This is a genomic window from Mycobacterium sp. DL440, assembly GCF_011745145.1.
In the GTDB taxonomy this organism is placed as follows: Bacteria; Actinomycetota; Actinomycetes; order Mycobacteriales; family Mycobacteriaceae; genus Mycobacterium.
In genome coordinates this window covers 5801619-5815398 of the sequence record NZ_CP050191.1, presented here as the reverse complement: position 1 = coordinate 5815398, position 13780 = coordinate 5801619, and the positions used below count along the sequence as shown (strand labels likewise).

Sequence of the window (13780 nt, the reverse complement as noted above, 5' to 3'; positions counted from 1 at the left end):
AAGTAATGGCGCGACGCGATAAGCGCCAGTCGCTCCCCGTCGGGGTGGCCCGTCAAGCCTCGATCCGATGCGTGCCGGACGACTCGAACAGCTGGGTGTAGAAGCGCATCCGATCGCGCAACTCGGCGGGGTTGATGCCGAATTCTTCCGGCAGATAGCGGTGCGTGCCCTTGCCGTGGCGCGGCTGGGCGCGACGTTGTTCGGCGAGCATTCCGGCAATGTCCGGCGGTTCCATCTGCACCGCGGCGTAGATGCGGCGCACCGTCTCCTCCGGGTCGGCCACCAGGTCGGGGTACTGGACGTCGAGCCAGGTGACAGTGGACGCCGTGGCCCGGGCATCGAGGGCGCGGCGTAGCCACAGTTCAGTCTGCGCGGTTTGAAACCGGCCGACATCCGCCCCGTCGACGTCGTCACTGTAGGTGGACCGGTAGGTGGCGAACAGGCTGGCGCCCGACGCCACCGTTTCCACGATGTCGCGGTGCAACTGCACGATGCAGGCGCCCGGGTACGTCGCGATGACATGGCGGAGCTCAGCGGTGTGTGCGGGCGCTTTCAAGACCCAGCGGCGGCCGTCCCCGGCGTCGAGGATCTGCAGCATCCTCCGGTGCTGCGCGTACTCGGCGGCGAAGTCCTGACCGGCGAGCCAGGACGCGTAGGCATCCAGGCGCGTGGTGGCGGTGAAGCCCCAGTTGCGCAGGGTGGTGCCCATGCCGAGCACACACTCCTCCGGAAGGTTCGGGCCGGAATCGTGCACCGCCGCCATCATGGGGTTGAGAACGTGCAGCAGATACGGCCCCGCGGCGGCCGCCTCAAGGCGGCGGCCGCGTTCGTCGCCGTCGAGGTCGCCGGGTAGCCGCCACGGCGCGCCCAGCTCGGCGGGCAGCGGTGCCCGCAATCGGGGGTCGCGGTCGAGCAGCCGGTACAGGAAGGTGGTGCCCGTGCGCCAGCCGCCGGTGATGATCACCGGGGGCAGCAGCGGACGCTGCTCGGTGGCGGGGTGTTCCTGCAGATACCGCGCCGTCGCGACCCGGGCCGCGAGCCGCCCGGACGCGGTTCGCTGGGCGGTCAACGCACCGAAAGCGTTGAGCCGTCCGTCCTCCTCGGCCGAGGCCAGGTACTGCTCCACGCCCGGACGCCACTCGTCGGGCCCGCCGAGAATGCCGACGCCGGCACCGCGGGTGCCGCGGTCGACGACGATGTCGATGGCGTCGGCACCGAGCTGGTAGCGGTCCGGGCGCGCGGCCCGATCCTGCTCTGCCGCCGCGTAGGCCTTCAACGCCTCCGGTGTGCGGATGGGCGCGGACCAGCCCGTCATGTGCGCTCCTCCAGGTCAGCCAGCCGCACGACACGCGTCGTAGGCAGTGCGGGCGGCTGTTCGGGTTGCAGGAACCGCATGACGATGACGCCGAAGGCGCGGCCCTCGCTGTCGATCCAGTCCCCGGCGCCCGGACCCGGATCGGTGGCCGAGACCACGAATCGGTAGCGTCCGCCATCGAGGTTCGCGGTGGCACCGGTGTAGGAGACCCGCCGATGCCGGTAGTCCAGTGAGTTGAGAAATCTGCTGTAAGCCAAGATGTTCCAGTACCGGCACGACACCAGATCGCCTTCGATGAGCAGCGCTTCATCGGGATCCAACTGCCAACCGCCGCGCAGATAGTGGATGGCCGGCTCGGTGAACACCGCTCCCCCGGTCATCTCGGTCCAGTGGTGTAGGTGGTTCGGTGACTCGCGATCGGCGGCTCCGGCGGCGTTCCAAATGCGGGGCAGGTGCGCTATCGCTGCCGACGCCTTCGACAGGTGCTTGCCGAACCGCAGCGGGTCGATCGACGCCGGGACCGGGGGCGGCTCGACCGGCTCGATGGCACACCACCCAATGCGATCCTTCTGTGCGTCATCGTGGAAGTGACGTACCCAGATCACGGTCGCACGATCGGGCAGGTCCAGCCAATCGTTCGCCTGACGGTCACCGCCGACTGTCACCTGGTAGTCGCCGTTGGCTTCGAATGTGATTGCATCACTGTCGATCCGGGAGCTCGCCCGGGCAGCTGCCCCGCCCGAACCGGAATAGGCAGTGATCGACACATACGCGGCGTCGCCGCGGTTGCCGCGGATCAGGTACCGGCCGCCGGGGCGGACATCGGCGACCCAGTACTGGAAGTCGGGGTTGTCCATCAGGAACTTCTGGCGCCAGCCGTTGAACGCGACGAACTCAGGCTTTTCTCGATCAACTTCCAAACGGCCCAATTGATTTGACACCGCCCGCAACAGGGCGCGGAACCCGTCGGTGCGTTCGGATTCCGGCAGGTCGGCGGTGTCTGCCGCGAGTTGCTCACCGGCCGTGCGCAATCCGTCGACGAACGCCGTCCACGCCGCGACTTCGGGGCGAGCCCGGTCTGCGTCACCTTCACTGGGCGCGGTCACTGGCATCCCCTCACAATCCGGAAGCGGGTGCTTCCAGAATCGGATCGTGCTCGCTATGCTCACGGAATGTCAAGGCCGTACCGCGGCCAGGCCGCCGAAGCACGGTCGGCGGACCGCCGCGCCCGACTGGTCCAGGCCGGCGTCGATCTGGTCGGCACGCAAGGGGTGGCCGCCATGACGATGCGCGCCGTCTGCCGCGAAGCAGGGCTCAGTCAGAAGTTCTTCTACGAGAGCTTCACCGACACCGACGATCTGCTCCGCGCGGTCTACCGCAGCACATTCGAGCACTCGCGCCAGGTCATCTATACCGCCGCCGACCCGCACGCCGATCTGCCCGCACGCACTCGCGCAGGAGTGAGAGCAGCAGCGCAACTGGTCAAAGACGATCCGCGGATCTGCCGAATCCTGTTGGTGGAGCCGATCGCCGACCTGAGGCTTCGCCGTTTCGTACGCGACGCCGTCGGTGCGATGAGTGGATTCAACGCCCCGACCGACGCACCCGACGCCGCCGCGACGGCACGGGTCAAGATGCAGTACGCCACCGTTTTCGGCGCCCTCATCTCGTTGTTCATCGAATGGACGGAAGGCAACCTCGGCTCCGACCACGACGAGTTCGTCGACCACGTGACCACGATGTTGTTGTCGTCATTGTTGTTCGACAATGCCGTTCAGGTAACCCCATCAACCGGCCAGCCCGCCAGGACTCCTCTAATCAGCCGGTCGAGCTGATCTGCGTTGTCCACCAGCGGTTGTCCGATGACAAAGGTCATCATCACCCCGTTGACGAACGAGAACAGGGTTTTGGCCTGCTCGTCGACGACGTCGTGCGCCATCGGATTCTCTTCCGTGGCATGCCATTCCGTCACGACGGCGCGCGCGAGTCCGTAGAACGCCTCGACGGACGCGCTGAGCGTTGCGGCCAGGTCATCGTCGCGGCCGGCCTGTAGCGCCAACTCGTAGCGGGCCTTGGCCCGAGTGAGCCAGGGCTCGGTGGCCGAATACATGACGAGGGTGGCAAACCCGCGCGTGCCGGCGAACTCTGTCGGATCGGCATCGGTCAGTTCAGTGAGCAGCGAGAGGTCGCCGAGGTCAAGTTCGTTGAGGCGCGCAGCAATCGCGTGCATCAGCGCATTTCGGGTCCGGAAATAGAACGACGTGGTGCCGTCGGGAACCTCGGCCTTCTTGTCGACCTTCGGGTGACTGACACCGCGCGAACCGTCCTTGCCGAGCAGTTCGATGGCAGCGTCGGCCAATTCGCGGCGACGCTGGGCGGCGTTGTACTTCCTGCGTTCAGCGATGCCCCGCAGTGTATCGAGCGGCTGTTCCAGGCCCCGGGATATCGCCCCGACCGTCAGAACTGGCCGCAATTGGGCGTGGTGGGTTCACCGTTGAAGCGCGCGGCGATCCACTGCATGGCCGGCTCCCCGTCGACGAGCATGGGGAGGGCGTGGTTGATCACCAGCTTGTTCAGGAACGGCGGTTCCTCGTTGGTGCGGAATTCGACGTCGGCACCCTGCGCGCACCAGTCCCGGCCCAGCTGGTTGGCTGCCGTCCATGGCACCAGCGGGTCGTAGCGGTTGCTGTTGATCAACACCGGCGCATTCGGCTTGTACCGGCCCAGCTTCTGCAGGTCGAACAGGCTGCTGAACGGTTCTTCGTGGACGAGCTTGTTGATGTCCTCGTTGAAGTAGGGCTGCAGGTGACGGAAGGCGAAGTCGACGATCGTCTGACCCACGCATTGGCGCGACACCGACTCGAGCATGTCCTTGCCGCGCTGGGTGAGCTTCGACCGGATTGCATCGGCGGCTTCCGGGTAGGCGGCGATGACGCCGTTGAGTGCATAGCCAACAACTCCCACGAGCGCACTTCCGTCTGCGTAGGGAAACAGTTCCTTGAGGTCGGCCGGCGGCGCACCGGCGTAGGTGCCGACGATGTTCAGTTCGGGCGCGTAGGCCGACGCCAGCTCCGCTGCCGACGCTGTTGCGCCACCGCCCTGCGAGTATCCCCAAAATGCCACGGGGCCATGGGGATCCAGTGAGGTGTCAGGCAATTTCATGGCGGCCCGGCCGGCGTCGAGGACGGCCTGCCCTTCGGCCAGACGGTTGACGTAGGTGTGCATCGAGTCGGTGCCGAGGCCTTGATAATCGGTCATCACGATCGCAAAGCCGCGGGCCACCAAGGTCGCGATGAACGCTTCCTCGTAGTTGACCATGATGTCCCAGCCGCCCGAGTAGTGGATGCCCTGGTTGAACATTCGCGACGGCGCGCACTGGTTGCCCTGCCCCTGGGTGCCCGGCGCATAGACGATCAGCGGACGCGGTCCCTTTCCGGGCCAGTCGTTGTAGGGCTCGAAGTAAGTGCCGGTGACGGCGATCGGATTCCCACGAGAATCGGTGCTGCGGTACATGATCCGCGTTCCGGTCGCCATGATGGCGCCCAGTTGACCGGACGGCTCGAGTACCAGCCGGCTCGGTTCGGTGCGGATCACGTCGCCGGGCGCGCCGGCCGGCAGCGGGTCCGGCGGGAGATAGAAATCTGCGTACTGCGGCTCATCGCCGGTGTCGGCGAAGGCCAACGTGGTAGATCCGACGAGCGACCCGATGATCAGCATGAGGACAACGACAATCCCCCCGGCATTGCGCATTACCGGACAGTAACAAGAAAATGTCCGGCCATGCCACTTTTCCTCTAAGTAACTAGAGAAAAGTGGCGAACCCGCAGGCTAAGGCCAGTGCCCACCCCTGACCGGTGTCGCTCGCGTCTCCGTCAGAGAGGATGGAAGCCATGAACGTGAACCCGAATGGAGCCGGCACTGCGAACCGGTCGGCGTACCGAACGATTCACTTCGTGCTGCTGGCCGGCCTGCTCACGGTGGCACTGATGTGGGGTCCCGCCGCCGGGCGCGCGCAGGCGGCTCCGGCATCGTCGGCCGGGGACGTTCTCTCCATCGGCGACCCCGCGGCGCCGGGTCAGATCGACCTCTATCTGGATCCGCTGTGCCCCTACAGCGGGAAGATGGTGCGGGACCAGGGTGCCGAGATCGGCCGGCGCATCGAGGACGGCAAGCTCCACATCAATCTGCGGTTCGTCAATTTTCTCGAAAAGTACTCGGCCAGCGGCACTTATGACAGTCGCGCGATCTATGCCGCCCATATTGTGGCCGACCACTCGCAATCGAGCGACATCACCTGGCAGTTCATCGAGCAGATCTTTGCCGCCGATCAGCAGCCGAAGGAGAAGGGCCCAACCGATCTGAGCAACGATCAGCTCGCCGGCCTGGCCGATCGCGTCGGCGCGCCGCCGTCAGCGCAGGACATGATCAAGCTGGGACTCCCGATCCCCTACGACGGCCACACCATCGGGACGAACAACCTTCCGCTGCTGCGACAACTCCCCGACTCTGGGGTGCCGATGGTGGTCATCGACGGCGAATCGGTCGACGGGAACTCCGATTGGCTGGACCGGCTTGCCCGCTGATCATCTAGATCTAGTCCAACTAGACTAAGTCCAGTAGGCTAGACTCCATGTCGACGGTCAATATCCACGATGCCAAGACACACCTGTCGCAACTGCTCACCCGCGTCGAGAACGGCGAGAAGATCACGATCGCGCGGGCCGGCAAACCGGTGGCGGACCTGGTCCCACATGCCCGCGCCGACATCGCCTTCGGCGGACTGGCCGGCCAATTCGATTACGACACTGAATATTTCGATGATGTCGACACCGACCTCAACACGTTGTTCGGCCTCGAATGAAGGATCTGTTGTTGGACACCCACGTCCTGCTCTGGCTGCTCGAAGACAACCCGAGGCTGGGAACCGAGGCACGGGATCTCATCACACAAAGCCCGGCGGTGTTCGTCTCCGCGGCCAGCACCTGGGAGCTGAGCATCAAGGCGGCGATCGGCAAACTCGCCCTGCCCGACGCCGTTGACGAGGCAATCGGCCGATCCGGCCTGCAGGACCTTCCGATCTCGCGACGCCACACCCTCGCCCCGGACATCACCGCATTGCCGCACAAGGATCCATTCGACGCGATCCTGCTCGCCCAGGCGACCGTCGAGGGGCTGACGCTGCTGACCGCCGACGCGAAACTACTCGCGGCAATACCCGACGCCGTCGACGCCAGGAAGTGAGAGTTTCGCTATCGCGACGTCCCGATCGGCGGCAGCGAGCCGATGGCGTCGATCTGATCGCGCTGGGCGGCGAGAGTGTCGGCGAGGAACGTGCGGGCGATGAGCAGCAGTTCAGCGATCTTCGGGTGCGCCAGGGTGTAGTACACCGCGTTGCCGACCCGGTGCCCGCTGACCACCCGATGACGCTTGAGAACCGCGAGATGCTGCGACAGCAGAGTCGGCTCGATTTCGCTGGCAGCCAGGATCTCGCTGACCGGCGTCGGGCCTTCACTCGTAGACAGGATCTCCAGCACCCGGATCCGCGCCGGATGCGCCAGCGCCTTGAACAGGTTGGCCTTGATCTCGTACAACGGCCGCTCGGGATCTTCTCGGACGCTGTCCGTCACCGCTGCCCCAATGATTGATGGATTGATGGAATTCGCAATCCATGATACCGAGCGCTACTCTGCTGCAATGCCCACCGGCCAAGCCCCCCGCACAAAACCGGGCCCGCTGCAGTACATCGCGTACTGCTACGGCAAGCGGCTACCCGACTCGATGCGCGAGTGGGTGGCCAACGACCTGGCGGGCCCCGGCGCCACCATCCGGATGATGGTCCGCGTCGCGATCCCGGCAATCCTGGTTTTGGCGCCGATCTGGTTCATCCCGATGTCGCTCTATCTGCACGCCAGCATGACAGTGCCGATCTTCATCCCGTTCGTCTACTTCTCCCACGCCCTGAACAAGGTGTGGCGGCGTCACATGCTCGTCAAGCACGGTCTGAACCCGGCCCTCATCGATGAGCTCTCGCGCAAGAAGAACGCGCACATCCACCAGGCCTACGCCGAACGCTACGGACCCCGCACAGGGCCGAGCAGCAGCGGCCACATCTGACCGACGGTTACGGCTGCAGGGTGCACAACGTGAGTGCAAAGGCCGGTGCCGCAGCGGTCGCGATGACGATGAGCACCATCGCCACCGACTGTGGGCGCCACCAGATCGCTCGCTGAGGTTGCAGGAGCCGGGTGACCCGGTCGGCCACCGCCGTCCCCGCCGCCGCCAGCACGCCATCGGGGAGCCGATGCCGGGTACTCAACGCAACGAGGCTGGCCAACAGCGGCTCACGACCGTATCTGCGAGTGGCCGCGTCGTCGGCGCACATCTCCAGCAATGCCGGTACCGACCGGGCCGCCGCCCGCATCAGGGGCAGCCGCGGCAGCGCCGCGGCGAGAGTGTTGAGCGTCGCGATGACGTGATGATGGCGACCCCGCAGATGTGCCCGCTCGTGGGCCAGGACCGCGGCGAGCGCGGGCGCCCTCAGCAGTTCCAATGCGGCCGTCGTGACAACGATGGCACTCTGCCGTCCGCCGGACACGCAGTAGGCCGCAGGTTGGTCAGCCGTGATGGCGACGACGCCTTCGTGTCCAGTGGGCCGGCCGATGATCCGGACCGCTTCTGCGTGTTGACGATTGGCGCGCCGCGTTCGGTACAACGTGACGATCACACGACGCGTGGTGTTGGTCGCCACTGCGGCAGTGACTGCAAGCAGGGCGACGACCAACACCGTCGCCACGGTGGGCGGTAACGTCACCGCGCCGGCGATCCCCAGTGCCTCGACGCAGAACGTCGGTGCGGTGTGAGTGATCAGGCTGTGGGCGGAACCGGCGACCAGGATCACCAACGCCGCCACCCAGGCGAATGACGCGGTTGCGACGACCACCAGCCAGCCTGCCACCGACAGTCTGGGATGCACGTTGGCCGAGATTGGGCCGGTGAACAACACCGGCGCCAGCCAGCTCAGCGCCATCGCGTAGCCAAGGAGAAACGTGACCGCGTTCATCGTGACTGCTCCTCGGTGAACCGCTTGAGCGCCTGCCGGAGTTTCTTCGAGTCGTCGTCGACAATCTGCTCGAGGAAGAAGTTGAGGATCAGCTCACTGTCGCCGCCGGATTCGAACACCGTGCGCATCAGCTGCGCGGAGTGCTCCTCGCGGGTCATCACCGGCCGGTAGCTGTACGCCAGACCGACCTTCTCCCGCTCCAACCAGCCTTTTCGGAAGAGGTTGTCCATGGTCGACATGACCGTGGTGTAGGCGATCTGTCGCTTGGTGACGAGCTCGTCGTGCACGCTGCGTACCGTCGAGGGCTCCGCACGTGACCAGAGCACTTCCATCACCACAGCTTCGAGATCGCCAAATCCTTTGATTCCCATATTCATTACCGCCTGCGTGGGTGCGCCGTCACCATTTCGTGGTCTTGCATGCCAAACCTACTTAGCGCGATAGTAGCTTGTCCGCTCATCGTGCCGTGCTCTCGCTCGCGGTGCTGGACGGGGTACGCCGCCGCCACAACCGGATTGACCTCCACAGGATGAGTGCCACCACCGCGGCCAGGATCAGCCGAAGATCGCTGACCCCCGACGACAATCGGCCCAGCCAGACCTGCAGGTCGAACTGTGCGTCGACGGAAAGCATGCCGCCGAGATTCGCCGTGCCGTCGGTGAACAGGAACACCCCGCCGAGAACGATGAAGATCACCCCGGTGAGCAGTGAGGTGGTGTGGGTCTCCAGCGGACCCAGACGCACCGCCCGCCCCCGCAGCCAAGTCCGGGAGGACAGTTTGAAGCGGTCCCACAACCAGGCAAGCAGGAACAACGGCGCCGCCATCCCGAGGGCGTACACCGCCATCAGCAGCGCCCCGTAGACCGGGTCGGCCCCCATCGCCGACATGGTCAGGACCGCGCCCAGCAGCGGACCCGCGCAGAAGCCCGCCAGTCCGTACACAGCTCCCAATGCGAGCACCGAGGCGGTGCCGGAGATGTTGATCCGGGCCATCATCCGTTGCATGCCCGACAGGCCGAACCCATTGCCCGACAACGTCATCAGACCGAAGCTGATCAGCACCAGACCACCGACCATGGTGACTTCACCGCGATAGCGCGTGATGACGCTGCCCAGCGCCCCGACGCCGGCGCCCAACGGCACCAGCACCACACAGAGACCCAGCCAGAACGCAAGAGTGCGCCGGATCAGCAGGCCCGACCGATCGAAGGCATAGGCGAAGAACGACGGCAGGAGCAGCGCCGAGCAGGGGCTGAGCAACGAGGCCAACCCTCCGAGAAAGGCGCCGAGCAGACCGATGCCACTCACTGCTTGGCCAACGTTCCATCGATGGCGCGCACGAAGTCTTCCGTGGGCTGCGCGCCGAGCATGGGCACGTCGTTGATCAGGAATGCCGGAGTGCTGGGGACGCCGATGCCGGCGCCCTGTGCCAGATCTGCGTTGATGGCGGCGTCGAAGGTGTTTCCGCGCATCCCGGCAGTGAATCTGTCGATATCGGGGACGCCGGCCTGCCTGGCGAAGGCGATCAGTTCCTCATCCGTCAGGTCCGCCTTCGACCGCTCGGGCGCGGCCGCATAGACGGCCCGGTTGAATTCCCAGAACTTGCCCTGCTCGGCCGCCGCCCGTCCGGCCCGTGCTGCTGACATCGACTGCGTGCCGAAGATCGGATAGTCGCGCCACTCGATGCGAAGCCGGCCGGCATCGACGTAGCGCTTGACGAGTTCCGGCTCGGTGTCGCGGCTGAATTTGGCGCAGAACGGGCATCGATAGTCGGAGAACACCACCAACGCCACGGGCGCGTCGGGATCCCCCAACGCCAGCGGGTCACCCGCCTGGCGACGCTCAATCGAGGGATGACTCCCGTCGGCGCCACCGGCCGCTGCGTCGGTTCCCTGCGACGTCACCGACGGCCCCGCGGCAGGCGCGGCGGAGACGGCGTCAGTGTCGGGACATATCAGCAGGTAGGCGATCAGCGCGGCGCCAATGACAACCACGACTCCGATGAAGATGAGGTCCAACTTGGCACTCTGTCGCCGTCCGCTCACTGCGCACCTCCATGCTAGCCTTTCCTACGTAGCTACGCCGTAGCTACGTATTCTGTTCTAGCACACCGTGCCGCCGGGACGCGGCCGACAAGTTGGGAGGCGCCGGATGTCGGTGGGTACATCGCGGAGGCGGCCAATGCCAATCTTGTCGCTGGTCTTCATCGTCGCCATCTGCGCGGCCGACTGGTTGGCCGAGCCGACGACGATGTTCACTACACTCACCGCCGGCGAACAGATGCAGGTCAGCTTCACCGCGACGTCGGGTGCAGGGTTGGCCGACGGTGGGACCTACGGCGTCGGCACCGTCATCGTGGCCAACTTCGACGAACCGGTCGCCGACCGTGCGGCCGCGGAGCGACGACTGTCCGTCAAAACCGTTCCGTCCGTTGATGGTTCCTGGTACTGGATGGACGGCCGGCACGCCCACTGGCGGCCGCAAAGCTACTACCGCCCCGGCACAGAGGTCGTCGCGGCCGCCCACGACCGAGGAGCCAACCAGACATCCTTCCGGATCGGAGAGTCGCACGTATCCATCGCCGACGACGCCACCAAGCAGATCCGCGTGTACCGCAATGACGAGCTGGTCCGCACGATCCCGACATCCATGGGCATGGGTGGATCGGAAACCGTTGCCGGCAAGAATATTTCGTTCTGGACCCAGCCCGGCGTCTACACGGTGATGGACAAGTCCAACACCGTGGTCATGGATTCCTCCACCTACGGGCTGCCCGTCGATTCACGGCTGGGCTACAAAGTGACCGTCAACAATGCGGTGCGGCTGACCAACAGCGGGATCTACGTCCATCAGCTCGACAGCACGATCTGGGCGCAAGGCAAGACCAACACGTCGCACGGATGCCTGAATGTCAACGCCGACAACGGGCGGTGGTTCTACGAATTCTCCCAACCGGGAGATGTGTTCGAGGTACGCAACACCGGCGGCGAGCCACTGCCCATCTGGCAGAACGGCGACTGGGGTGTGCCGTGGGACAAGTGGCTCGCTGGCAGCGCACTACGCTGACGGCGTGGGTTCCAACTCGACGGCGTGCTCTGCGGCGCGACGGCCCGAGAAGACACAATCGGCGATCGACAATCCGCTGACGTAGGAGTTGACACACAGTCCGATGGCCGTGCGTCCCGCCGCATAGAGGCCTGGAATCGAGTGTCCGGCAGGCGTTGTCACCGCACCGGTGAGTTCATCGACGATCAGGCCGCCGAGGGTGAACATCGGGCACGGGTTGAGCAGGCTGGGTCTGATCGATATCGAGATCAGTGAGAAGGGTCCCTGCTCAACAGGTTTGACGAATTCGGCAGGCTTGCCCATCGGATCCGGCAGCCCGGCCGAGGCTGCGGCGTTGTGCGATGCAACGGTGGCCAGCAACCCCGCCGGATCGACGCCGGCCTTGGCTGCGACCTCTTCCAGCGTGTCGGCCACCACCCGGTCGGTGCGCAACATGGCTTCCATCTGCAGGCGTTGGAACCAGATGGCCTGCTCGGGAAGTTGAGCTCGGGCCTGTTTGAGCAGCCGATGATCCGCCAGGATCCAGCCGCGGCCACCGTGGTCCTGAACCATGGCGTGGCCGACCGCGGCGCCGTAGCGGGTCTCGTCGATGAATCGTTGTCCGTGTTCATCGACGACCAGTGCGCCCAGGAACGCGCTGGGTGGGGTGATGAAGCGCCACGCCGATACGTTGTCGAGGCGATCGACCGCGGCGCCGACGTCGGCCGCCAGAGCGATCCCGCTGCCGTCGTCTCCGGTAGTGCCCAGCTGAAGCCCTTCGCGGTACGCCGGTGCGTGCTCGGCGATGAGCTCTCGGTTGGCGATGTATCCGCCCGCGCTGAGAATGACCGCCTTGCGCGCATGGATGTCGACAGTGCGGGCATACCGACTTTCCAAGCGGTTCAACCGCTTTTCCATCGCGGCGCGTAGCGGCGGGTAGTAGATGCCCGGTTTGACCGCCAGCTCGGCGTACGCGCGATAGCGGCGCCGAACCCATGCCGGCGCATCAGCAAGTGTGCTCGTCCGCACGCCGACCACCCGGCCGCTGGGGTCGGACAACAGCGCGACGGCACGGGTGTGGAACTGCGTACGCACGCCGAGGCGCGCTGCGGATTCGGCGAGGGGCTGATAGATCTTCTTGCCCGACGCGCCGGGCCCTTTGGCCCGGTGACCGCGCTGCGCCGGCGGAGTGATCTCGCGGAAGCGCCCGGAGTTCTCGCTGCCCGAGTAGTACAGGTAGTACTTGTTGTTCGGATAGGACGTCTTGTACGGGCACACCGAGGCCTCGAACGGCACACCGTGTTCGGTGAGCCAGTCGATCATCGCGGGACTGTCGTCGACGAAGCGTCGCAGCGTCTCGGGACGCACAGCGTCGCCGATCTCGGCCTGCAGGTAGGCGTACATCGCGTCGGCATCGTCGTCGACTCCGGCCTGGCGCTGAACCCAGGTGCCACCACCGGCGTAGATGATCCCGCCGGACACCTGCGTCGCGCCGCCGCCGTTGAATCGGTCGATGGCCAGGACATCAGCTCCCCTGGCGCGGGCCTCCAGAGCTGCGCAAACGCCCGCGGCTCCGTATCCGACCACGACGACGTCGGCTGTGTGCGCCTCTGGCATAGCTCTCCCCGAAAATCGTCGACCACCGAACTAGACTTCTAGTTTGTACTCAAAGTACAAACTCTGCGCAACAGGTCCTCGTAGACTGCGCTCGTGGCTGCACAGAACGGACGGACCGTGCCCCCGGCGGTTGCCGGAAAGCTGTACGCCGCGACGGACCTCATCGCCGCCCACGGGCTGGACAAGACCAAGATCGAGGACATCGCCAGCGCGTCGGGCGTCCCGAAGGCAACGCTGTACTACTACTTCAAGGGCAAAGACGACATCCTGGCCTTCCTCTTCCGGGATGCCCTCGACGCGCTCGCCCGCGACGTCGCCGCGGCTGCCGATGCGCCCGGGCCCGGCCGGGATCGGCTCGCCGCCGTGGTTGGGGTCCAGGTCGCCCACACCATGAAGAGCCCCGGCACCAGCCGGGCCCTGGTCGGCGACCTCGGACGCGCCATCCGACTACCCGAACTGACGTCGTCCGTCCAAGAGGCGTTCTACGAGCCCATCACCCGGGCGCTGCGCGCCGGCGCCTCCGACGGCTCACTGAGAAACCTTGCCGACCCCGAAGGCTCCGCGATCAGCGTCTTCGGAGCCATCATGATGACGGCCATGCTGCACAACGTCATTCACTCGGCGAAGACCCAACATGAAGTCGCCGACGAGGTCATGGACTTCCTCCTCAACGGACTCGCATCGTCGAGCTGAACGTCAGGGCCGTTTATCGTCGATTTCGATCGGGATCTCACGAAAACTGC

16 protein-coding genes and 1 pseudogene are annotated in these 13780 nt (G+C 65.6%); 7 read left to right on the top strand and 10 right to left on the bottom strand.

Annotated elements, in window-relative coordinates; translation table 11 throughout:
- Nucleotides 1–52 precede the first annotated feature (52 nt).
- Nucleotides 53–1315 carry a sulfotransferase gene (locus HBE63_RS28295; protein WP_166908215.1) on the bottom strand — a complete coding sequence of 421 codons (1263 nt, stop codon included), beginning with the start codon at nt 1313–1315 and terminating at the stop codon, nt 53–55.
- Nucleotides 1312–2421: a hypothetical protein gene (locus tag HBE63_RS28290; protein WP_243858349.1), complete on the bottom strand. Its 1110-nt coding sequence runs from the start codon at nt 2419–2421 to the stop codon at nt 1312–1314. Before HBE63_RS28290 ends, HBE63_RS28295 begins: the two co-directional genes overlap by 4 nt.
- 66 nt (nt 2422–2487) lie before the next feature.
- On the opposite strand from HBE63_RS28290, the gene HBE63_RS28285 reads away from it, so the two are divergent.
- On the top strand, nt 2488–3150 hold the full coding sequence (locus tag HBE63_RS28285) for a TetR/AcrR family transcriptional regulator (RefSeq protein WP_166908212.1): 663 nt from the start codon (nt 2488–2490) through the stop codon (nt 3148–3150).
- Here HBE63_RS28285 and HBE63_RS28280 read toward each other — a convergent pair.
- Together HBE63_RS28280 and HBE63_RS28275 are read right to left on the bottom strand one after the other, a co-directional pair.
- Nucleotides 3090–3653 (bottom strand): TetR/AcrR family transcriptional regulator, encoded by a 564-nt coding sequence (locus HBE63_RS28280; protein WP_166910324.1) that lies wholly within the window; start codon nt 3651–3653, stop codon nt 3090–3092. The genes HBE63_RS28285 and HBE63_RS28280 overlap by 61 nt on opposite strands.
- 119 nt (nt 3654–3772) lie before the next feature.
- The gene (locus HBE63_RS28275; RefSeq protein ID WP_243858800.1) at nt 3773–5032 is read right to left on the bottom strand and encodes a lipase family protein; all 1260 of its coding nucleotides are present in this window, start codon (nt 5030–5032) and stop codon (nt 3773–3775) included.
- Between the two features lie 269 nt (nt 5033–5301).
- On the opposite strand from HBE63_RS28275, the gene HBE63_RS28270 reads away from it, so the two are divergent.
- From HBE63_RS28270 to HBE63_RS28260, 3 genes are read left to right on the top strand one after another with little or no spacing between them, the layout of a single operon-like run.
- Nucleotides 5302–5898, top strand: a complete 597-nt coding sequence (locus tag HBE63_RS28270; RefSeq protein ID WP_243858799.1) for a thioredoxin domain-containing protein — start codon at nt 5302–5304, stop codon at nt 5896–5898.
- Nucleotides 5899–5945: 47 nt separating this feature from the next.
- Entirely contained in the window at nt 5946–6176 is a 231-nt protein-coding gene (locus HBE63_RS28265) for a type II toxin-antitoxin system Phd/YefM family antitoxin (RefSeq protein ID WP_166908206.1), read from the top strand.
- Complete coding sequence (locus HBE63_RS28260) at nt 6173–6556, top strand: type II toxin-antitoxin system VapC family toxin (protein WP_166908204.1); 384 nt, start codon at nt 6173–6175, stop codon at nt 6554–6556. Before HBE63_RS28265 ends, HBE63_RS28260 begins: the two co-directional genes overlap by 4 nt.
- A gap of 8 nt (nt 6557–6564) precedes the next feature.
- Here HBE63_RS28260 and HBE63_RS28255 read toward each other — a convergent pair whose 3' ends face one another.
- Entirely contained in the window at nt 6565–6942 is a 378-nt protein-coding gene (locus tag HBE63_RS28255; protein ID WP_166908203.1) for a metalloregulator ArsR/SmtB family transcription factor, read from the bottom strand.
- Nucleotides 6943–7009: 67 nt separating this feature from the next.
- On the opposite strand from HBE63_RS28255, the gene HBE63_RS28250 reads away from it, so the two are divergent.
- Nucleotides 7010–7429: a DUF5313 domain-containing protein gene (locus tag HBE63_RS28250; RefSeq protein ID WP_166908201.1), complete on the top strand. Its 420-nt coding sequence runs from the start codon at nt 7010–7012 to the stop codon at nt 7427–7429.
- Nucleotides 7430–7436: 7 nt separating this feature from the next.
- Here HBE63_RS28250 and HBE63_RS28245 read toward each other — a convergent pair whose 3' ends face one another.
- The 4 genes from HBE63_RS28245 to HBE63_RS28230 form a co-directional block, all read right to left on the bottom strand.
- Nucleotides 7437–8375 (bottom strand): M56 family metallopeptidase, encoded by a 939-nt coding sequence (locus tag HBE63_RS28245; RefSeq protein ID WP_166908199.1) that lies wholly within the window; start codon nt 8373–8375, stop codon nt 7437–7439.
- On the bottom strand, nt 8372–8746 hold the full coding sequence (locus HBE63_RS28240) for a BlaI/MecI/CopY family transcriptional regulator (protein ID WP_064883381.1): 375 nt from the start codon (nt 8744–8746) through the stop codon (nt 8372–8374). The genes HBE63_RS28245 and HBE63_RS28240 overlap by 4 nt, the downstream gene beginning before the upstream one ends.
- Nucleotides 8747–8831: 85 nt before the next feature.
- A complete protein-coding gene (locus HBE63_RS28235; RefSeq protein WP_166908197.1) occupies nt 8832–9683 on the bottom strand; it encodes a cytochrome c biogenesis CcdA family protein in 852 nt (283 codons plus the stop codon).
- Nucleotides 9680–10420: a thioredoxin domain-containing protein gene (locus tag HBE63_RS28230; protein WP_166908195.1), complete on the bottom strand. Its 741-nt coding sequence runs from the start codon at nt 10418–10420 to the stop codon at nt 9680–9682. The genes HBE63_RS28235 and HBE63_RS28230 overlap by 4 nt, the downstream gene beginning before the upstream one ends.
- Before the next feature lie 190 nt (nt 10421–10610).
- On the opposite strand from HBE63_RS28230, the pseudogene HBE63_RS28225 reads away from it, so the two are divergent.
- Nucleotides 10611–11441: pseudogene (locus tag HBE63_RS28225) on the top strand (L,D-transpeptidase); the annotation flags it as partial.
- Here HBE63_RS28225 and HBE63_RS28220 read toward each other — a convergent pair.
- Entirely contained in the window at nt 11433–13037 is a 1605-nt protein-coding gene (locus HBE63_RS28220; RefSeq protein WP_166908191.1) for an FAD-binding protein, read from the bottom strand. The pseudogene HBE63_RS28225 and the gene HBE63_RS28220 sit on opposite strands and share 9 nt — an antisense overlap.
- Nucleotides 13038–13130: 93 nt before the next feature.
- Between HBE63_RS28220 and HBE63_RS28215 the strand changes: the two genes are divergently transcribed.
- Nucleotides 13131–13730 (top strand): TetR/AcrR family transcriptional regulator, encoded by a 600-nt coding sequence (locus HBE63_RS28215; protein ID WP_243858348.1) that lies wholly within the window; start codon nt 13131–13133, stop codon nt 13728–13730.
- The last annotated feature ends 50 nt before the right edge of the window (nt 13731–13780 follow it).

What these genes read in the sequence shown, in the direction of transcription:
- HBE63_RS28220 (WP_166908191.1), bottom strand. Translation starts at nt 13,037, where the DNA reads ATGCCAGAGGCGCACACAGCCGACGTCGTCGTGGTCGGATACGGAGCC.
- HBE63_RS28275 (WP_243858800.1), bottom strand. Translation starts at nt 5,032, where the DNA reads ATGCTGATCATCGGGTCGCTCGTCGGATCTACCACGTTGGCCTTCGCC.
- HBE63_RS28270 (WP_243858799.1), top strand. Translation starts at nt 5,302, where the DNA reads ATGTGGGGTCCCGCCGCCGGGCGCGCGCAGGCGGCTCCGGCATCGTCG.
- HBE63_RS28295 (WP_166908215.1), bottom strand. Translation starts at nt 1,315, where the DNA reads ATGACGGGCTGGTCCGCGCCCATCCGCACACCGGAGGCGTTGAAGGCC.
- HBE63_RS28240 (WP_064883381.1), bottom strand. Translation starts at nt 8,746, where the DNA reads ATGGGAATCAAAGGATTTGGCGATCTCGAAGCTGTGGTGATGGAAGTG.
- HBE63_RS28285 (WP_166908212.1), top strand. Translation starts at nt 2,488, where the DNA reads ATGTCAAGGCCGTACCGCGGCCAGGCCGCCGAAGCACGGTCGGCGGAC.
- HBE63_RS28250 (WP_166908201.1), top strand. Translation starts at nt 7,010, where the DNA reads ATGCCCACCGGCCAAGCCCCCCGCACAAAACCGGGCCCGCTGCAGTAC.
- HBE63_RS28245 (WP_166908199.1), bottom strand. Translation starts at nt 8,375, where the DNA reads ATGAACGCGGTCACGTTTCTCCTTGGCTACGCGATGGCGCTGAGCTGG.
- HBE63_RS28265 (WP_166908206.1), top strand. Translation starts at nt 5,946, where the DNA reads ATGTCGACGGTCAATATCCACGATGCCAAGACACACCTGTCGCAACTG.
- HBE63_RS28260 (WP_166908204.1), top strand. Translation starts at nt 6,173, where the DNA reads ATGAAGGATCTGTTGTTGGACACCCACGTCCTGCTCTGGCTGCTCGAA.